The 20,948-nt window shown below is 72.0% G+C and carries 12 protein-coding genes; 11 read left to right on the forward strand and 1 reads right to left on the reverse strand.

The features are described from left to right. Positions 1-161: 161 nt before the first annotated feature. From mfd to ACQPZG_RS21120, 7 genes are all read left to right on the forward strand, one after another. Entirely contained in the window at positions 162-3,695 is a 3,534-nt protein-coding gene (gene mfd, locus ACQPZG_RS21090; RefSeq protein WP_433547298.1) for a transcription-repair coupling factor, read from the forward strand. A 667-nt stretch (positions 3,696-4,362) separates the two neighbouring features. Continuing rightward, positions 4,363-5,037: an HNH endonuclease family protein gene (locus tag ACQPZG_RS21095; RefSeq protein WP_433547299.1), complete on the forward strand. Its 675-nt coding sequence runs from the start codon at positions 4,363-4,365 to the stop codon at positions 5,035-5,037. A 133-nt stretch (positions 5,038-5,170) separates the two neighbouring features. After that, entirely contained in the window at positions 5,171-5,926 is a 756-nt protein-coding gene (locus tag ACQPZG_RS21100) for a hypothetical protein (protein WP_433547300.1), read from the forward strand. Further along, positions 5,923-7,500 carry a protein kinase domain-containing protein gene (locus ACQPZG_RS21105; protein ID WP_433549486.1) on the forward strand — a complete coding sequence of 526 codons (1,578 nt, stop codon included), beginning with the start codon at positions 5,923-5,925 and terminating at the stop codon, positions 7,498-7,500. Before ACQPZG_RS21100 ends, ACQPZG_RS21105 begins: the two co-directional genes overlap by 4 nt. Before the next feature lie 288 nt (positions 7,501-7,788). Further along, positions 7,789-8,745 carry a class I SAM-dependent methyltransferase gene (locus tag ACQPZG_RS21110; RefSeq protein WP_433547301.1) on the forward strand — a complete coding sequence of 319 codons (957 nt, stop codon included), beginning with the start codon at positions 7,789-7,791 and terminating at the stop codon, positions 8,743-8,745. 90 nt (positions 8,746-8,835) lie between these two features. Beyond that, on the forward strand, positions 8,836-9,870 hold the full coding sequence (locus ACQPZG_RS21115) for a glycosyltransferase family 2 protein (protein ID WP_433549487.1): 1,035 nt from the start codon (positions 8,836-8,838) through the stop codon (positions 9,868-9,870). Next, entirely contained in the window at positions 9,867-13,013 is a 3,147-nt protein-coding gene (locus tag ACQPZG_RS21120; RefSeq protein ID WP_433547302.1) for a YfhO family protein, read from the forward strand. The genes ACQPZG_RS21115 and ACQPZG_RS21120 overlap by 4 nt, the downstream gene beginning before the upstream one ends. Positions 13,014-13,333: 320 nt before the next feature. On the opposite strand, the gene ACQPZG_RS21125 is transcribed toward ACQPZG_RS21120, so the two are convergent. Then, a complete protein-coding gene (locus tag ACQPZG_RS21125) occupies positions 13,334-15,931 on the reverse strand; it encodes a YfhO family protein (RefSeq protein ID WP_433547303.1) in 2,598 nt (865 codons plus the stop codon). 122 nt (positions 15,932-16,053) lie between these two features. Between ACQPZG_RS21125 and ACQPZG_RS21130 the strand changes: the two genes are divergently transcribed. The 4 genes from ACQPZG_RS21130 (at position 16,054) to ACQPZG_RS21145 (ending at position 20,852) form a co-directional block, all read left to right on the forward strand. Then, a complete protein-coding gene (locus tag ACQPZG_RS21130; RefSeq protein WP_433547304.1) occupies positions 16,054-17,115 on the forward strand; it encodes a glycosyltransferase family 2 protein in 1,062 nt (353 codons plus the stop codon). 62 nt (positions 17,116-17,177) lie between these two features. Further along, on the forward strand, positions 17,178-17,867 hold the full coding sequence (locus ACQPZG_RS21135; protein WP_433547305.1) for a SurA N-terminal domain-containing protein: 690 nt from the start codon (positions 17,178-17,180) through the stop codon (positions 17,865-17,867). A 286-nt stretch (positions 17,868-18,153) separates the two neighbouring features. Then, entirely contained in the window at positions 18,154-19,560 is a 1,407-nt protein-coding gene (locus tag ACQPZG_RS21140) for a nucleoside triphosphate pyrophosphohydrolase (protein ID WP_433547306.1), read from the forward strand. Then, entirely contained in the window at positions 19,557-20,852 is a 1,296-nt protein-coding gene (locus ACQPZG_RS21145) for a cytochrome P450 family protein (RefSeq protein ID WP_433547307.1), read from the forward strand. Before ACQPZG_RS21140 ends, ACQPZG_RS21145 begins: the two co-directional genes overlap by 4 nt. The last annotated feature ends 96 nt before the right edge of the window (positions 20,853-20,948 follow it).

Raw genomic sequence — 20,948 nt, forward strand, 5'->3', positions numbered from 1 at the left:
GGCCCGCCGCCGTTTCCCGCACGCGCGCGCCACCCGTCGTAGGCTGGGAGCCCCCGGCCCGTGCGACGTGTCGGGCGGCTCGCGTTGCCCACCCGCCGCACCGGCAGGTGTCCCCGCGCGGCCGGACCCCAGAGTTCTCAGCGTTCGGATGGATGCCCTTCATGAGTCTGCACGGCCTGCTGGATGCAGTGGTACGAGATTCGGCGCTCGCCGAAGCGGTGAAGGCCGCGGTCGACGGCAACCGCATGCACGTCGACCTCGTCGGCCCCTCCGCCGCCCGCCCCTTCGCCCTCGCCGCCCTGGCCCGCGACGCGGGCCGCCCGGTGCTGGCCGTCACCGCTACCGGCCGTGAGGCGGAGGAACTGGCCGCGACCCTGCGCACCCTCCTGCCGGAGGACTCCGTGGCGGAGTTCCCGGCCTGGGAGACGCTGCCGCACGAGCGGCTCTCGCCGCGTTCCGACACCGTCGGCCGTCGCCTGGCCGTACTGCGGCGTCTCGCGCACCCGCGCGACGACGACCCGTCGGCAGGCCCGGTGAGCGTGGTCGTGGCACCCGTGAGGTCGGTGCTCCAGCCGCAGGTCAAGGGGCTCGGCGACCTGGTTCCGGTGTCGATCAGGTCGGGGCAGAGCGCCGATCTGGGCGAGCTGACGGACGCGCTCGCGGCGGCCGCGTACGCCCGGGTCGAGCTGGTCGAGAAGCGCGGCGAGTTCGCCGTGCGCGGCGGCATCCTGGACGTCTTCCCGCCCACCGAGGAGCACCCGCTGCGCGTGGAGTTCTGGGGCGACGACGTCGAGGAGATCCGCTACTTCAAGGTCGCCGACCAGCGGTCCCTGGAGGTCGCCGAGCACGGTGTGTGGGCACCGCCCTGCCGTGAACTGCTGCTCACCGACGAGGTGCGGCAGAAGGCCGCCGTACTCGCCGAGGCCCACCCCGAGCTCGGGGAACTGCTGCACAAGATCGCCGAGGGGATCGCGGTGGAGGGCATGGAGTCCCTTGCCCCGGTCCTCGTCGACGACATGGAACTGCTGCTCGACGTCCTGCCCGAGGGGTCCATGACGGTGGTCTGCGACCCCGAACGGGTGCGTACCCGGGCCGCCGACCTCGTCGCGACCAGCCAGGAGTTCCTCCAGGCGTCGTGGGCGGCGAGCGCAGGCGGCGGGGTCGCGCCCATCGACGTCGGCGCGGCGTCCCTGTGGGGCATCGCCGACGTCCGTGACCACGCCCGCGACCTCGGCATGATGTGGTGGTCGGTGTCCCCGTTCGCCGCCGACGACGCCACACGCGAGGCGGACACCCTCCAGCTCGGCATGCACGCGCCGGAGCTGTACCGGGGCGACACCGCGAAGGCGCTCGCCGACAGCAAGGGCTGGCTGGCCGACGGCTGGCGCGTCGTGTACATCACCGAGGGCCACGGCCCGGCCGCCCGTACCGTCGAGGTCCTCTCCGGCGAAGGCATCGCGGCCCGCCTGGACGGCGACCTCGCCACCCTGTCGCCGAACGTCGTCCACGTCGCCTGCGGCGTCCTCGACCACGGCTTCGTCGACCCGGCGCTCCAGCTCGCCGTCCTCACCGAGACCGACCTGACCGGCCAGCGCACGGCCACCAAGGAACTCGGCCGGATGCCGGCCCGCCGCCGCAAGTCCGTCGACCCGCTCACCCTCCAGGTCGGCGACTTCATCGTGCACGAGCAGCACGGTGTGGGCCGCTACATCGAGATGGTGCAGCGCACCGTGCAGGGCGCGACCCGCGAGTACCTCCTCGTCGAGTACGCGCCCGCCAAGCGCGGCCAGCCGGGCGACCGCCTCTACATCCCCACCGACCAGCTGGAGCAGGTCACGAAGTACGTCGGCGGGGAGGCGCCGACGCTGCACCGGCTCGGCGGCGCGGACTGGACGAAGACGAAGGCGCGCGCCAAGAAGGCCGTCAAGGAGATCGCCGCCGACCTCATCAAGCTGTACTCGGCGCGGATGGCGGCCCCCGGCCACACCTTCGGCCCCGACACCCCCTGGCAGCGCGAGCTGGAGGACGCCTTCCCGTACGTGGAGACGCCCGACCAGCTGTCCACCATCGCCGAGGTGAAGGAGGACATGGAGAAGTCCGTCCCGATGGACCGGCTGGTGTGCGGCGACGTCGGTTACGGCAAGACGGAGATCGCGGTGCGGGCCGCCTTCAAGGCGGTCCAGGACGGCAAGCAGGTCGCCGTCCTGGTCCCCACCACGCTCCTCGTGCAGCAGCACTTCGGGACCTTCACCGAGCGGTACGCCCAGTTCCCCGTCAACGTACGGGCGCTGTCGCGCTTCCAGACCGAGTCCGAGTCGAAGGCGACCCTGGAGGGGCTGAAGGACGGCTCCGTCGACCTGGTCATCGGCACGCACCGGCTGTTCTCGCAGGAGACCAGGTTCAAGGACCTCGGGCTGGTGATCGTCGACGAGGAGCAGCGCTTCGGCGTCGAGCACAAGGAGCAGCTGAAGAAGCTCCGGGCGAATGTCGACGTACTGACAATGTCGGCGACACCCATCCCCCGTACGCTCGAAATGGCGGTCACCGGCATCCGTGAGATGTCGACCATCACCACCCCGCCGGAGGAGCGCCACCCGGTGCTCACCTTCGTCGGCCCGTACGAGGAGAGGCAGATCGGCGCGGCCATCCGCCGTGAGCTGCTGCGCGAGGGCCAGGTCTTCTACATCCACAACCGCGTCGAGTCCATCGACCGGGCGGCGGCCAAACTCCGCGAGATCGTCCCCGAGGCGCGCATCGCGACCGCGCACGGACAGATGTCGGAGACGGCCCTGGAACAGGTCGTCGTCGACTTCTGGGAGAAGAAGTTCGACGTCCTCGTGTCGACGACGATCGTCGAGTCCGGCATCGACATCTCCAACGCCAACACCCTCATCGTCGAGCGCGGCGACAACTTCGGCCTCTCCCAGCTCCACCAGCTGCGCGGCCGTGTCGGCCGCGGCCGCGACCGCGGTTACGCCTACTTCCTGTACCCGCCGGAGAAGCCCCTCACGGAGACCGCGCACGAGCGCCTGGCGACCATCGCCCAGCACACCGAGATGGGCGCGGGCATGTACGTGGCGATGAAGGACCTCGAAATCCGCGGTGCGGGCAACCTGCTGGGCGGGGAGCAGTCCGGGCACATCGCCGGCGTCGGCTTCGACTTGTACATCCGCATGGTCGGCGAGGCCGTCGCCGACTACCGGGCAGCCGTCGAAGGCGGCGAGGAGCAGCCGGAGGCACCCCTCGAAGTCAAGATCGAACTGCCGGTGGACGCCCACGTCCCGCACGACTACGCCCCCGGCGAGCGCCTGCGCCTCCAGGCGTACCGTGCCATCGCCTCCGCCAACACGGAGGCCGACATCGCGGCCGTACGGGAGGAACTCACCGACCGTTACGGAAAGCTCCCCGAGCCCGTCGAGAACCTGCTGCTGGTCGCCGGTCTGCGCATGCTGGCCCGTGCCTGCGGGGTCGGCGAGATCGTCCTCCAGGGCCCGAACATCCGTTTCGCCCCGGTCGAGCTCCGCGAGTCCCAGGAACTGCGCCTCAAGAGGCTCCACCCGCGCACGGTCATCAAGGGGACGGCCCGCCAGATTCTGGTGCCGCGCCCGAGTTCGGGCCAGATCGGCGGCAAGCCGGTGGTGGGCCGCGAACTGCTGTCGTGGACGGGTGAGTTCCTGACGACGATCCTGAGCTGACGCCGGGGGCCGTCGGCCGACCCCGGCGGCCCCGCGCCGACCCCCACCCCCCCCGCGCCGACCCCCACCGCCCCGCGCCGCTCCGGTGGCCCGGGGCGTGGCCGGAACCGCCGCCCGCACAACTCACCGCCCGCGAGGCCGGAACGATCGGCTTCGCGGGCGGGGGTTCAGGAGGCCCGGTCCCCCCGTACGGGAGTGCCTTACGCGCTCTGCCGGGCCCGGTCCACGAACCGACCCGCGAACCGATCCACAAACCGACCTGCGAACCGGTCCACGAACCGACCTGCGAACCGGTCCACGAACCGACCTGCGAACCGGTCCTCGAACCAGTCCTGGAACCGGTTCTTGCACCTGTCGGGGATCCCCACGGGCGGGCTCCTTCCGCAGAGGAGAACGGGACATCTCAGACCGTACGCCGGAGGGGCGGAATGTGCGCGCCGGATGCCGAGGGGTGGCGAAGGGACGGGTCCGGGCGTCTGCCCGGTATGGAGCGGACCACATTCCGGCGGCTTTTCGCGGGTCGCGATCGCCCGTTCGGGGAAGCCGTTCCTACGGTGGGAATTCCGGTTCTTCATTCAGTACTCAACACATGGCGGGACGGCTCCCCTTGACACCTCGTACAGCAGGACGCAAACGGAGGTCCCTGTGTGCGGCGGGACTCGGGGCCGTGCTGGTGCTCGGAGCCGCGGCATGCGGTACGGGCGGCGGCGGCACGACCGGCGGGCAGGGCGGTCCGGTCGGCAAGGGCGGCTCCGCCCTGGCCGCCGTGGACGAACTGACCGTCAAGGGCCGGGCCCCCAAGACGGGTTACGAGCGCAGCGCGTTCGGCCGCGCCTGGGCCGACACCGACGACAACGGCTGCGGGACCCGCGACGACATACTCAAGCGGGACCTCAAGAGGGTGAAGTTCACCAAGGGGCAGTGCAAGGTGGCCTCCGGGGTGCTGGAACCCGACCCGTACACCGGCGGACGCGTCGAGTACGCGCGTGGACGCAGCAAGGTCGACATCGACCACCTGGTGGCGCTGTCCGACGCCTGGCAGAAGGGCGCCCAGCAGTGGAAGCCCGGCAAACGCCTCGCCTTCGCCAACGACCCGCTGAACCTGCTGGCCGCGGAAGCCTCGGCCAACCGGCAGAAGGGCGACGCGGACACCGCCACCTGGCTGCCCGCGAACAAGTCCTACCGGTGCGCGTACGTGGCCTCGCAGGTGGCCGTGAAGAAGAAGTACGGGGTGTGGGTGACGGCCGCCGAGAAGACCGCCATGAAGGAGGTGCTGGGCGGCTGCCCCGAGCAGCGGCTGCCCACCGGGGGGAACCCCACGGAGGCGAAGACCGGCAGGTGAGCCGAGGCACGAGGGGCGAGGAGTTGGCCGGGTCCGTACAACCCTGAGGCCGTCGTGGGAGTCGCTGTATACGCTCGTCGTACGTCCCCCTCCAGCACGCCGCGTTCTTCGTGCCCTCGCCCCAGGAGCAGCCATGCCCGGCTCCGGCCACGCGCCGCCGCGCAGTCAGCCCAGCCCCGCCGTGCTGGTCACGCTGCGGGTGCTGTTCACCGTGTTCGCCCTGTGCAGCTGCGGGCTGCTGACCTGGGCCGCGCCGCTGCGGATCGCGATCCTGCGCAAGCGTGCCGCGGACTGGGTGGTCTTCTCGACCGTGCTGGTCCTCGGCTACACCCTGCTCGCCGTCATCGGGCTGTACGGGTCGCCGCCCTCGGACGATTCCGGGGCGTCGGCGGACTTCAACACCGTCGACACGGTGGGCGTACTGGCGCTCGGCGTCCTCTCCGTCGGGGTGGCGACGTACTTCCTGATCGCGGACATCACCCACTACCGGAGGCCGCGTCCCCACGGGTGGGGGCCCGTCTCCGCCGTACCGCAGCACCAGCCGTTCCCGCCGGCGCACCCCGAGCAGCCCGGCCCGTACGACCGCCCGACCGTCCCGGACGGCGCGCCGGGACCCGCGTACGGCTACCCGCCCGCCCGGCCGCAGCAGCCCGCACCGCAACCCCGCCCGCAATCGGCACCGCAGCCCGAACGGCCCCCTCGGCAACCGATGCCGTCCGCGCCCCGCATCGACCAGGTGCGTGCCGAGCTGGACGAGCTGAGCGAACTGCTGCGCAAGGAGCCCGGAGACCGGAACGGCCGGAACCGCGACGGCGCAGGCGGCCGCAACGGCGAGAGCGGCCGCAATGGCGAAGACCGCCGGAACGGTGAGGGCGGCCGGGCGTGGTGAACGGCCGTGTCGTCGCGAGCCGCTACGAGCTCTCCACCCTCATCGGCCAGGGCGGCATGGGCCAGGTCTGGACGGCCTACGACCAGCGCCTGGACCGCCGGGTCGCCGTCAAGCTGCTGCGCCCCGACCGGATGGCCGCCGCCTCCGAGGCCGAGGACATGCGCCGCCGCTTCGTGCGCGAGTGCCGCGTCACCGCCCAGGTCGACCACCCGGGACTGGTCACCGTGCACGACGCGGGCAGCGACACCGAGGACCTGTACCTCGTCATGCAGTACGTCGAGGGCGCCGACCTCGCCGACCATCACGCCGAGCAGGTCCCCTACCCGTGGCAGTGGGCCGTCTCCGTCGCCGCCCAGCTGTGCGCGGTGCTCTCCGCGGTGCACGCCGTGCCGATCGTGCACCGCGACCTCAAGCCCCGCAACGTCATGGTGAAACCGGACGGCACCGTCACCGTGCTCGACCTCGGCATCGCCTCCGTACTCGACACCGACACCACCCGCCTCACCCATACCGGCACACCCATCGGCACGCCCGCGTACATGGCGCCGGAACAGGCGATGGGCGGCGCGGTCGGCCCGTACACCGACCTCTACGCGCTGGGCGTCCTGCTGCACGAGCTCCTCACCGGGGACGTCCCGTTCGCCGGGAGCACCGCGCTGGGCATCCTGCACCGCCACCTCTACGAGCCGCCGCTGCCGGTGCGCCGGAACAGGCCGGAGATCCCCGGCGCACTCGAAGCGCTCGTTCTGCACCTGCTCGCCAAGGACCCGCAGTACCGGCCCGGCTCCGCCCAGGAGGTGTACGAGCGACTCGCCCCCCTGCTGCCGGTCCGCGGCCCGCACACCGCCCCGTACGCCGTGACGCCCGCGGGCGCGCTCGACCCGACCCGGCCCTTCCTGCGCCCGCACGCCCCGTGGCCCGACCGGGCGGCGGCCGTGCCCCCGCCCGTCCACGTACCGCCCGTGCCACCGACGCGGACACCGCCGCCGCCACCGTCGCGGCCCGACGTCGCCGGAGCCGTCGACGAGGTCAAACAGCTCCTCGGCGAGGGCCGCATCACCCAGGCCGTCGACATCCTCGGCAACATCCTCCCGGCCGCTGCGGCGGAACACGGCGAGCGCTCCCCGGTGGTGCGCATCCTGCGCAAGCAGTACGCGGCGACCCTCCTCGACGACGGCCAGTACCGGCGCGCCCTGCCCGAACTGCGCCGCCTCGCCGACGAACGCGCCGCCGAGAGCGGCCCGGCGGACCCGCAGGCCCTCCAGTTCCGGTACGACGCCGCCCAGTGCCTGGAACAGCTCGGTGAACCGGCGGCGGCACTCGCCGAGTACCGGGCGCTGTTGCCGTACTACGAGAACAGCTACGTCTCGGGCAACGACCCGGCGCGCTCCTTCGAACTGCGCCTGCGCGTCGCCCAGCTGCTGCTGGCGACGGGCGGCCACGGGGAGGCGGTCCGGCAGTTGCAGGGGCTGCTGTACGACGCGGAGCGCACGTACGGCGCGTACCACCCGCTGGTGGGCGAGGTGCGCAGGGCGCTGGAGCGGCAGCGGCAGCTGGGTGGCGGCCGGGGCTGAGGGCCGGGCGCGGGGGAACGTGCCCCGCCCTGGTCCGTCGCCCCGTGCTGTCGCCACCTCGCCACCTCGTCGCCTCGCAACCTCGCAGCCTGGACGCCTCGTCGTCCGGGCGTCCGGCCGTTCGCATGTCCCGCTGTCCCGCTGTCTCGATGTCCTGATGTCCTGATGTCAGAATGTCCTGGCGTCCGGTTGTCCTGACAAAGTTCCGGGCTGCCCGTCATCCCCGGTTCGCTCCCGCGTCGCCCGGGGGCCACGCCTGCATACGGCGGGCCGCATACCGTCCCGCCCATGCCCCTGCTGACCCGCCCCTTGCTGACCCTTCCCCTCGCCCGTCGTGCCCTGCGCCCGCTCGCGGCCCTCGTCGACCAGCGGGTCGACCAGCGCGTGCGCACGCAGGCCCGCGCGACCCACAGCGAGGTCGCCGCACTCCGTGCCGAACTCGACGTGCTGAAGAAGCAGAGCCATGCCGTCGGGATGCTGCTCGACCGCACCGGCCGGGGTGCTCACCGCATGCCGTCCGCGGGACAGATCACCGCACTGGTCGCGCAGGTGGCGGAGGTCAGCGGCAGCGCGCACGCGCGGCGGGCGGTGACCTCCGCCTTCCGGACCGTCGTCGCGCTCGAAGCGCTGGGCGTCGGACGTCTCGCGGGCGGCACGTCCAACGTCTGCGGAAAGCTCGCCACCATTCCGCTCATGGCCCCGCCGAACCGCGAAGTGCTCGAAATCGGAACCCTGTACGGACTGTTCGCGACCGCCCTGACCCGCATGATGCACCGCGAGGGGATCGAGCCCCGGCTGACCATCGTCGACCCCTTCGCCGGCTCGCAGCTCCAGCCCGACGCGACCCACGACCACGCCGACCCCACCGGCACGCCGGTGCGCGAGGACGTCGTGCGCGCCAACCTCGCCCTGGCCGGAACAGTGCTCGGCTCGGCCGAGTCCCCGACCGCGACCGCCCGTATCCACAAGGGCTTCTCCCAGGACCCGGAGATTCGTGCGTCCGTGTCCGACCGGCGTTACGGGGTGATCGTGGTGGACGGCGACCATTCCAGGGAGGGCGTGCTGGCCGATCTCCGGTGGGCCGAGGAGATCGTCGCGGACGGCGGAATCGTCGTGCTCGACGACTACGGCGACGCAGCCTGGCCCGGTGTCCGACAGGCGCTGGAAACACACCTGGGCGACGGCCGTTCGAAGCTTGTTCTCGAAGGAGTGGTGGCTACGTCCGCCTTTCTTCGTCATATGTGATGTACCTCACAGTGAAGCAACCGACTTCCGGGAATCACTGTCTCGATAGGCGACCAACAGCCTCTCCCGTACAGACCGGAAGTGACACCCATGCGCCTGTCGGTGGTGGTGCCCTGTTACAACGAAGAAATGGTGATCGAGTCCTTCGACGCGAAAACCCGAGCACTGCTCGATTCCCTGCCCGTCGACTATGAAATCTGCTACGTCGACGACGGCAGTTCCGACCGCACGCTCGACCTGCTGCGCGCCCTCGCGAAGAAGCACCCCGCCGGGCTGCGCTACACCTCCTTCAGCCGGAACTTCGGCAAGGAGGCCGCCATGCTGGCCGGCCTGCGCGAGGCCACGGGCGATGCCGTGGTGATCATGGACGCGGACCTCCAGCACCCGCCGGAGCTGATCGGCCGCATGCTGGAGCTGCACGCCGTCGGCCACGACCAGGTCATCGCCAGGCGCGACCGGAGCGGCGAGTCGCGCCTGCGCAAGGCCCTGGGCAAGACCTACTACCGCATGGTCAACCGCTGGGTGGACGTCGAGCTCGTCGACGGCGTCGGCGACTTCCGGCTGCTGTCACGACGGGCCGTCAACGCACTTCTGTCGATGCCCGAGCAGAACCGCTTCTCCAAGGGGCTGTTCTCCTGGATCGGCTTCGACACCATCACCTTCGCCTACACCAATGTGGCGCGGGAGGCCGGCGAGACGAAATGGCGTTTCGGCGCCCTCGTCAACTACGGCGTCGACGGTCTCATCTCGTTCAACAACCGGCCGCTGCGGGTCGCCATTCACCTCGGTCTCCTGCTGGCCGGACTGGCCACTCTCTACGTGGCGTGGACCGTCGTCAGCACCCTCGCTTTCGGCGTGCGCACGCCCGGATACGCGACCCTCCTGGCGGCGATCGTCGGAATGGGAGGCGCACAGATGGTGATGCTGGGGCTGGTGGGCGAATACATCGGCCGGATCTATTACGAGACGAAGCGCCGCCCGCACTTCCTGGTGAAGGAAACGAACGCGCCGGGCAGCGACTCCGCCCCGCCGATACGCACGCGGGCCGGAGCGACGGAAGCGGGCGCGGTGACGAGCACCGGGATGCCGCTGTCGGCGACGTGGAACAGGACTGTCGGTCAGTGAGTTCGCAGATCCATCAGGTGCTCCGGTTCGCGCTGGTGGGCGCGGTCAACACGGGCACGTTCTACGGTTTCTACCTGGCCCTGCACCAGTGGCTGCCGTACTACCCCGCCTACGTGGTGGCGTTCCTGCTCAGCATGGTGGGTTCGTTCTTCCTGAACACCTACTTCACCTACCGCACCCGCCCCACCTGGCGGAAGTTCCTGCTGTTCCCGCTCACCAACCTGACGAACTTCGTCGTCACCTCGGTGGGCGTTTTCGTGCTCGTCGAGTGGTGCGACATGGACGAGCGGATCGCTCCGCTGGTGGCGGCCGCGGCGGCGATCCCCGTGACGTTCCTGCTGTCGCGACGGATCCTGACCCGCGAGGACGCAATCGGGAGCGAGAACGCGACCGGGAGCGAGAACGTCCTCGGAAACGAGAACGGCCCCGTGGACGGGAACGGCCGCGGGACGACCCCCGGCACCCCGCTCTCCGGTGCCACCCGCACCGCTCCGGGCACCCCGGCCACGCCCCCGCGTGCGCGCGCGTGGCAGCAGCGCGCCGGACGCCTGCTCTCCGCGGAACGGCCGGTCGCCGCCCTCGCCGGAATCGTCGCCATGGCCGCGTACAGCCTGGGCCAGGCGCTGAACGGCGTGTATCCCTTCGGGCCGAAGTCGAGGGCGATCAACGACCTCGGCAACCAGTTCGTGCCGTACCACGCCCACCTGCGGGACCTGCTGCACGGCGACGCGCAGGGCGACCTGCTCTTCAACTGGAACAGCGGATACGGCGTCCCGTTCCTCCCCGACTTCTTCACCTACCTCACCAACCCCCTCTCGTTCCTCGTCGCGCTCTTCCCGCGCGACATGGTCGAGCTGCCCGTCTTCCTGGTCACCCTGCTCTGCCTCGGCCTCGCCGCCACCGCCATGACGGTCTTCCTGGCCAGGCTGCGCCCCGGCCCCGCCTGGCAGCGCGGACTGCTGGCCGTCGGGTACGCCCTGTGCGCCTGGGTGATCAGCGACGGCGCCCCCGACCCCATGTGGATGTGGGGCCCCATCGCGCTGCCGCTCGTCGGCATCGCCGCCGACTGGTGCCTGGACGGACGCCGCTGGGTCCTCGGCACCCTGCTCGTCGCACTGTGCTGGGCGGCGAACTTCTACACCGCGGCCATGGCCACTACCGGCGCCGCACTGGTACTGGTCGTACGGCTGCTGCTGCGGGACGACCTGTCCTGGCGCGCGCGCACGCGCGTACTGCTGCGGGCGGCCGGCATGGCCGCGACGTCACTGCTGCTGGTCGCGCCCGCGCTCACCGTCTCGTACCTCTCCAGCAAGGCGGCGCAGCCCGTCACGGCCCGCCCGTACAAGGGCCCGCCGGACCCGGCGCTCTACCTCGCCCAGCTCTTCCCCGGCGGCCGCACCTCCCTGGCGGCTCCGGGCATCTGCTTCGGGCTCCTGGGGCTGGTCCTGGTCGCCACGTACCTCTTCCAGAGGTCGGCGCCGGTGCGTGAGCGCGTGCTGTGGTGGGGGCTCGTCCTGGTGGTCGCGGTGTCCTTCGTGTTCGAGCCGGGCGTGCTGCTGTGGCACGCGTTCGCGCTGCCCAACGGCAGCCCGTACCGGGCGACCTTCGTCCTCAGCGGCATCCTCACGATGGTGGCGTGGCTGGCGCTCTCCCGCGTGCCCGGGCCGCGCGAACTCCTGCGCGGGGCCGCCGTGCTGGCCGCTGCGGTGCTGTTCACCGCCGGACAGAAGACGGTGGGCACTTCCACCCTGGTGCTGTCCCTCGGCGGCATCCCGGTGATGTGGGCGGGGCTGTGGCTGCTGCACCGGTACGGGCGGCCAGGACTTCCCGGTGCGCGCACGGCACGCGCGCTGGTCGCCGCCGGGCTCGGCTGTGCGGTGCTGCTGTCCTGCGCGTACACCGTCTTCTCGGTGACCGCCATCAAGGACCGCATCCCCTGGTACAAGCCCAAGCAGACCTACGACGCCGAGACGCTCAGTACGCGCGACGCACTGCGCGCAGGGGACGGCCTCCCCTGGCAGCGCAGCGATCCGGGGCCGCACGAGTACGCCAACAACGACCCGATGCTGCTCGGCGGACAGGGCGGCTCGTACTACAGCAGTCACCTGCCCGTGGAGACGGCGCGCACCCTCCAGGAGCTGGGCGCGGGCTGGTACATAGAGGGCCGTCACACCAAGAGCTTCGAAGAGCCGGTCGGCCTGGCGCTGATGGGCTCCACGACCTACGTGGCCGCCAATCCCGTGGGCACCCGCAACGCCGAGATCCGCCAGGCGGAAGCCGCGCCGGTGGTGACGGTGCGACCGCGGGGCGTGCGTCTGGACCCTCCAGGCACGGCGGCGGGCGCGGACACCGCCTTCGACCGGCTGAACAGTGCGATCGGCGCACCCGTGTACCAGGTGCCCGGACTGCGGGCGGCGAACGGGGAACGGCCGGATCCCGAGGGCTGGCCGGTCCGAAAGGGCCACCGCAGCGTCTTCGAGGTGCGGTGCACTCCCGGCAGCACGGCGTACGCGCACGCACCGTGGTTCGCGGGGCGGGTGGGCGTCTCGGGCGGTCCCGACCGGGTGTGGTTCGGCCGGGGCAGCACGATGACGGCGGCTCCGGTGCGCGAACTGGCACAGGTGCCGGGCAACGGCCGCCTCACGGTGTCCTTCGTCCCGACCAGGAACGGGCAGCGGATTCCGGTGCGCCCGGTGGGCTGCCTGGACAGCGGCAAGCTGGACAGTGCGATCTCCGCCCTGCGGGTCTCGGCCCCCACGCAGCTCACCATGTCCGGACATGAGATCCGCGCCACGCTGCGGGAGCGCACCGGAGGCACCGCGGTGGTGGCGGTGCCCGCCGTGAAGGGTTGGCAGTGCGCGGTGGACGGCGGGACGCCGCGCCCCGCGGGGGCCTTCCAGGGCCTGATCGCCGTCCCGCTGGGGGAGCGGGCGTCCCGCTTCGCCTGCACGTACACCCAGGCGGGCCTGGCGCCCGGACTGCTGGGCAGCGGAGCGGGACTGGCGGTGCTGGCGGGCGTCGCGGTGTGGTCCCGCACCCGGGGGCGCCGCGGCGGGCGCGGCACGACGCCCACCGGCACGGTGACCACCGACGCGACACCGGGAACGGAGGGCGGCGTACGTGCCGTCGCACGGGTGGGCTAACAACCACCACGCACCTGTTCACCGGGTGTACCGACAGCACTCACTCACGCACCCACGGGTGTACCGACAGCCGCCACGCACCTCTTCACCGGCTGTACCGACAGCACTCACTCACGCACCCACCGGGTGTACCGACAGCCGCCACGCACCTCTTCACCGGGTGTACCGACAGCAGCTACGCACGCACCGGGCGGGCTGACAGCCGCCGCTCACCTCTTCACCGGGTGGGTCGACAGCCGTCACTCGCCCTTCACGGGGGTGGGCTGGCAGCCGTCACTCACCCCTTCACCGGGGCGGGCTGGCAGCTGTCACTCACCCCTTCACCGGGCGGGCCGGACCACTTCGGCCCGCCCGGTGTCCGTGTAAGGCCGCCCGGTGCGCGCCGCGGGCACGGGAGCCGCTGAGCGCACTGAGGACGCGAGGGGCCCGGAGGGTGCCGGCGGGCCGTCCCCCGTCGAGGGCGCCGCCCCGTCCGGATCCGCGCCCTCCCGCCTGCGCCGCAGAGCGCCCATCACCGCGACCGTCGCCACGGCCGCCGACGCCCCGGCGCCCACCACGGCCCCCGCCCGCAGGCCCGGCGGGCGGAACGCGCAGCGGACCTCCCGCACCCCCGCTCCCACCGGCACCGCCACCAGCCCCAGGTACGCGCCCGCCGGCCGCAGCTCCCCGCCGTCCACCGCGCACCGCCACCCCGCGATCCGCGGAACCGCCAGCACCGCGGTCCCATCGGCCGCCCGGCCGCGCGCCCACCGCGCCCGTACCGTCCCGTCCCCCACCTCCACGGTGTCCGCCTCGGCCGCCCTCAGCTCCCGTACCGCCGCGGTCAACCGGTCCTCCCGCAGACACGCGACCTCCGCGCCCCGCGCCCCCGTGCCCCGCAGTTCGACGCGCACCGCGCCGTCCGCCGGGGCCGTCCCCACACCCTGCATCGGCGCGCGCACCCGCCCCTTCTTCGCCTCGAAGCGGACCGCGGGGCCGCCGGCCAGCCGCGCCGTGCCCTTCAGACCGGGCGCCCACACGTACACCGGCGCTCCCGGGGTGCACGCTCCCGAGGTCCCCCTCAGTCGCTCGTACACCTGAGCCCCCAGCAGCAGCTCCTGGTTGGCGAAGGCGGAGTGTCCGTACGCGACCGGGCCGTCGGCCGCCCGTATCCCCACCAGCGGTCCCGCCTGCCCGCGCACCACCTCGAACTCCGTGTCCCGCCCCTGCCGATATGTCGACCGCAGCCGGGCGCCCACCCCGAACACCGCGTCGGTCACCGGGTTGTCCAGGCTGTGCGGTGCGCGTCCGCTGCCGTTCCAGCCGTCGCCGAGCGCGGTCAGGGTCCGGGTCAGGACGTCGGAGGTCATGCTGCTGTAGTACGAGGCGCCTTGACCGCCGACCACCATCGCGTCGTTGTGCACGGTCTGCGTCCGCCCCGGGTCGGTCCGCCACCGCGGCCAGCCGCCGACGTCCGCGATCACCGCGCGTTGCACCGCCTGCCGTTCCCCGTACGGTGCGTGGTCGTCCTGCGTGGCCACCCGGCGCTTCGCCGCCCACGCCGTGGTCAGGGCGGACTGCCCGACCGTGCACCCGACCAGCAGGACAGCCGCCCCGGCCACGCACCAGCGCCGGGCCGCGGGACGCACCGGCCCCCGCGTCCCCAGCAGCACCAGCGCACCCGCCACGGCCACCAGCCCGGCCCCCCAGCCCAGCCACGCCCACCTTCCGAGGGACGCACTTCCCAGCCCGGCCAGCCCCAGCAGCACCACGCACCCCGCAGCGCCCGCCACCGTCCGCCGGCCCGGCGCCCCGCCGCTCACCGCCGCCCACGCCGCCATCACCAGCACCCCGGACAGCACGAACGTCTGCCGGTACGGGCTCCCGTTGGGTTCTGCGAACGCGTGCCACGCCAGGTGCGTCGGCCCCCACTGCATCGACACCAGCACCGCCACCACCAGCACGCACCACCCGGCCCGCACCCGCACCGCCACCCCGCGGTGGAAGGGCAGCGCGAGGGCCAGGACCAGGACCGCCGAACTCACGTACATGGCGGGCGAACTGAAGGCGTACGTCCCCGGGATCAGTCGCGCCAGCACTTCGCCCCACCCGGCCGGCCGGAACGTCAGGCCCATCCCGGGATACGCGTGCCGGGTCCCCGCGAACACCGTGAGCAGCACCGGCGCCGACAGCCCGATCCCGAGCGCCACCACCGCGCACGCCCGTACCGCCGTACGCAGCGGCCGCGGACCCCCCTCCATCAGCAACCGCGCCCCCAGCACCAGCCCGGCCCCGAGGGTCGCCATGTACGCCGTGTAGAAGTTCGCCGTCCACACGAGCGCCACCAGCAGCACCCCGCCGACGAACCACACGCGCAGCCCGCGCCCCGCACGCACCCACTCGCCCACCACGCACAGCAACGGGAACGCGATCAGTCCGTCCAGCCACATCGGGTTGTACGACGCCTCGATGACCGCCCACCCGCACAGCGCGTACGCGGAACCCAGCGTCCCGGCGAGCCACCAGCGCCCCTTCGGGCGCATCGTCATCAGCAGCCACGCCATCACCGCCGCCGCGACCACGATCCGCGCCACCGACACCACGTACACCGCGAGATCGATCCGCTCCCGCGGGAAGAACGCGACCAGCAGCGCGAACGGGCTCGACAGGTAGGTGCCCAGGTCCGGCAGGAAACTGGTTCCGTACCCGGTCTGCCAGTTGATCAGCCAGCCGCCGTCGGCACGGCCGTGCAGCAGGTCCCAGAGGTAGGTGTGGAAGGGGACGAACTGCGTTCCCAGGTCGTTCACGTTCCGGTTCATCGAGCCGAACGGCTGGCTTCCGGCCAGTGCCGATCCCAGACAGTGGGTGAATCCCGCCACGAGGGCGGCGAGCAGGGCAGAGGCCGCGACGGGGCGTTTTCCGGGAAGCCGAAGGAGCATGGGACCGAACCTAAACACGCGGGTGGCACTCCACCACCGTCCCGCGATTCCGTTAACCGGATCGCCCGCCGCCCGTCACTTTCCCCGGGAAAGAACGTCATCTCACCGCGTTGCCATGGCACATGCGCATCTCCCTCGTCGTGCCCTGTTTCCACGAGGCGGACACCGTCCGACGGTTCCACGACCGCGTCACACGGGAAATCGACCCCCTCGCGTCCACCGCCGCATTCGAATTCGTGTACGTCGACGACGGCAGCCGGGACGAAACCCTCACCCACATCCGCGAGCTGGCCGCCACCGACGCCCGCGTCCGCTACGTCTCCTTCAGCCGGAACTTCGGAAAGGAGGCGGCCATGCTGGCGGGCCTGCGGCACGCCACCGGCGACGCGGTGGTGCTCATGGACGCCGACCTCCAGCACCCGCCCGAACTCATCGGCCGCATGCTCTCCCTGCACGCCCAGGGCCACGACCAGGTCGTCGCCCGCCGCAACCGCACCGGCGACCGCCTCACCCGCACCCTCACCGCCCGCGCCTACTACCGGCTGGTCAACCGTCTCGTCGACGTCGAGCTCGTCGACGGGGTGGGCGATTTCCGGCTGCTTTCCCGTCGCGCGGTGGACGCCGTTCTCCGGCTCACCGAATACAACCGCTTCTCCAAGGGCCTCTTCGCCTGGATAGGTTTCTCCACCGCGACCTTCTCCTACGAAAACGAGGTCCGCGCACAGGGCCGCTCGAAATACACCTTCAAAAAACTCCTCAACTACGGCCTCGACGGCATCCTTTCCTTTAACGACAAGCCGCTGCGTGCCGCCCTCTACCTCGGAATCGCGCTGCTCACCGTCGCCGGCCTGTACAGCGCGTGGATCGTCGGCGACGCACTGGTCACCGGCGTGGACACCCCCGGCTACGTCACCCTGCTTGTCGCCGTCACCGCGCTCTCCGGGGTGCAGATGGTGATGCTCGGCGTCGTCGGCGAATACGTCGGCCGCATCTACTACGAGACGAAGCGCCGCCCGCACTTCCTGGTGAGCGAGACCGACGGCGCGCCCCGCACCGGCCCGCACTTCCCGGTGAACGAGACCGACGGCGAACCCCGCACCCGCCCGCGCCCGGACCCCGCCGCATCCCAACTCATGAACGACTCGTTGGTCGAACCAGTGGCCCGGACCACTCCGGCTGCCTAACATCAACAACCGCAAGGCTGTTGTGCAACGCCGCACGATCACCGCCACCCGGGAGGCACCCTTTGCACCGCCGTACGCGCACCCGCACCTCGCTCCTCCTCTCCGCCGGACTGCTCGCCGCAGCCCCTCTCCTCACCGCCTGCGGCGGCGAGGCGCACCCCGGCGCGGCGGCCCTCGTGGACGGCGACCGCATCGAGGTGTCCTCGCTCCAGGGCCAGGTCAGGGACGTACGGAACGCACAGGCGAAGTCGCCGCAGGGCGACCAGGCCATCAGCGGCACCGGACAGATGGGCCGCGCCAAGCTGCACAGCATGATCTTCGGCCGGGTCGTCGAGCGCGCCGCCGCGGACGCCGGGGTCACCGCCTCCCGCAAGGAGATCCAGCAGGCGCGCGACGCAGCCGTCGGACAGGCGCAGGGCGCGGACAAGCTGGAGGCGATGCTGCTCCAGCGCGGCATCGCGCCGGACCAGATCGAGCAGGCCGTCCGTCAGGAGATCCTGCTCAACAAAATCGCCGCCGCGAACGGCGCCAACCTCGCCGACCCGGCGGGTCAGCAGAAGGTCACCCAGATCCTCGCCGAGGCGTCGAAGTCCCTGAAGATCGACGTCAACCCGCGGTACGGCGACTGGGACGACGCGAAGATCGGCCTCGTCGAGCACCGCGCCCCCTGGATCAACCAGAAGACCAAGGACAGCGAGGCACAGGCCGCCGAGGACGCAGGCGCCCAGCCCGCCCCGGAACCGGCCCCGTGACCCGCACCCGGGCCCCTGACCCGGCCCGGTGATCCGACCCTGTAAGCCGGAATCCCACCCGTGGACGCGGAACCGGCCCCGGACCCATGAACGGACCCGGATCCAGCCGCGTGACGCGGAACCGGACCCGTAACCCGGAACCGGCCCGGTCACCCGGGACCGGCCACCGCCCGTACCGACCGTGCGACCGGATCGGACCGGACCGCGTCCCGGCCGCGGGGCCGGGCGGTTCGTGCGGTGCGACCGGGCGGCCCGGCCCGTCGTACCCCACGGGTAACGTCGAAGGGTGACCACAGAAACACCTGACGCACCCGACGCACCTGACGCCACCGACGCCCCTGGCGACGCACCGGACGCACCCGACACGGCGTCCGCCCCCGGCCGCATCGTCCTGCTCACCGCCAGCCACCGGGTCGCCCCCGGCCTGCTGTCCTGGCCCGCCTGGCAGACGCTGCGCGCCGCGGACCGGGTGCTGTGCGCCGACCCGGGGCACCCGCAGCTGCCGTACCTGGCGGAGGCGGGCGTCGACGTCGAGCAGCACGTCCCGGCGGCCGACGAACTGGTGGCGTTCTGCGCGGGCGGACGCACCGCCGTGGTCCTCCCGTCGGGCGAGGGCGACCAGCGCCTCACCGACGGCCTCGCCCGCCTCGCCGGGTCGAACAGGGTCCAGATGCCCGACCTGGAGCTCCTCCCCGGTTCGTACGACCTGCCCGGAGCCCGCCTCCTCGACCTGGTCCACGTCATGGACCGGATCCGCCGCGAGTGCCCGTGGTCCTCCCGGCAGACCCACGAGGGGCTCGCCAAGTACGGCATCGAGGAGGCGTACGAACTCGTCGAGGCCATCGAGGCGGGCGACCGCTCGGAACTGCGCGAGGAACTGGGCGACGTACTCCTCCAGGTCGTCTTCCACTCCCGCATCGCCCAGGAAGCGGCAGGGGAGGACGAGGACGGCTCGGACGCGCCCTTCTCGATCGACGACGTGGCCGCCACGCTCATCGACAAGCTCATCCACCGTCACCCGCACGTCTTCGGCGACGAGTCCGCCGAGACGCCCGAGGACGTCAAGGCCACCTGGCTGCGCACCAAGGCCGTCGAGAAGCAGCGCGCCTCGGTCACGGAGGGCATCCCGCTCGCGCAGCCCGCCCTGGCCCTCGCCGCCAAACTGGCCTCCCGGGCACGCGGTGCGGGCCTGGACGTCGCCCACCCGAGCGGCGACGACGGCGAAGGCGTCAGCGGCGGCGGCGAAACCGCCAGCGGCGCGACCACCGGCAGCGAGACCGCCAGCGGCGCGACCACCAGCGGCGCGACCACCAGCAGCGGGACCGGCAGCAGCGAAACCGGCAGCGCCGGGACCGCCAGCGGCGCGACCACCAGCAGCGGGACCGGCAGCGCCGGGAACCGCATCGGCTACGAGCTCCTCGCCCTCGCCGCCCGCGCCGAAGCCGAAGGCACCGATCCGGAAACCGCCCTCCGCGCCGCCGCCCGTACGTACCGCGACGCGATCCTGGCAGCCGAGAAGGCGCAGGCAGCCCCACGAACAACCCCGCAGACCCGAGCACAACCACAGACCCCGGCCTCGTACCAGCCCCGGACGAACACGCACCAGCCCGGACCGGACGCGCATCAGCCCTCCACCGACGCGCACCAGTCCCACACCGACGCACACCAGCCCTCCACGGACGCCCAGAAGTGACCGACACCGTCCACCAGACCCCGGCCCCCGCCCCCGGCGGATCCGACGTCCCCCGTGGCCCGCAGCCCCCGCTCTTCACCTGGGAGTTCGCCACCGACCCCTACCCCGCCTACGCGTGGCTGCGCGAGCACGCACCCGTGCATCGCACCGAACTGCCCAGCGGCGTCGAGGCATGGCTGGTCACCCGGTACGCGGACGCCCGCCAGGCCCTCGCCGACCAGCGGCTGAGCAAGAACCCGGCGAACCACGCCGGATCCGCGCACGCCAAGGGCAGGACCGGCATCCCCGGCGAGCGCAGCGCGGACCTGATGACGCACCTGCTGAACATCGACCCGCCGGACCACACCCGGCTGCGCCGACTCGTCGCGAAGGCGTTCACTCCGCGTACGGTCGCCGAATTCGAACCCCGTGTGCAGGAGTTGACGGACCGGCTCATCGACGCCTTCGAGGCCAACGGCTCCGCCGACCTCATCCACGAGTTCGCCTTCCCGCTCCCCATCTACGCGATCTGCGACCTGCTCGGCGTGCCGCGCGAGGACCAGGACGACTTCCGGGACTGGGCGGGCATGATGATCCGCCACGGCGGCGGACCGCGCGGTGGCGTCGCACGCTCCGTCAAGAAGATGCGGGCGTACCTCGCCGAGCTGATCCACCGCAAGCGCGAGGACCTCGGCGACGACCTGATCTCGAACCTGATCCGGGCCGGCGACCACGGCGAGCACCTCACCGAGAACGAGGCCGCCGCGATGGCCTTCATCCTTCTCTTCGCGGGTTTCGAGACCACCGTCAACCTCATCGGCAACGGCGTGTACGCCCTGCTGCGCAATCCCGACCAGCGCGCCCGTCTCCAGCAGGCCCTGGCCGACGGCGACCCGGACGGTCTCCTCGCCACCGCAGTGGAGGAACTCCTGCGCTACGACGGCCCGGTGGAGCTCGCCACCTGGCGGTACGCCACCGAGGCGCTCACCCTCGGCGGGCAGGACATCGCGGCGGGCGACCCCGTGCTCGTCGTGCTCGCGGCGGCCGACCGGGACCCCGAGAGGTTCCAGGATGCGGACAGTCTCGATCTCGGCCGTCGGGACAACCCGCACCTGGGCTACGGCCACGGCATCCACTACTGCCTCGGTGCGCCGCTCGCACGGCTCGAAGCCAGGACCGCGCTCGCCGCCCTCCTGACCCGCCTTCCTGACCTGCGACTCGCGGGAGATCCTGCTGATTTGCGGTGGCGCGGCGGTCTCATCATGCGCGGACTGCGCACGCTCCCCGTCGAGTTCGGGGACGCCCACAGGTGAAGGCGAAGTGACGGGACCTCAGCAATGTGACCTTTGCGTGATCTGCACTGCATCGACTTGTGACGGGTGTTCGAGTACGGCTACGTTCACGGGCGA

Origin of the sequence: Streptomyces sp. CA-294286 (assembly GCF_050947155.1) — a bacterium.
In the GTDB taxonomy this organism is placed as follows: Bacteria; Actinomycetota; Actinomycetes; order Streptomycetales; family Streptomycetaceae; genus Streptomyces.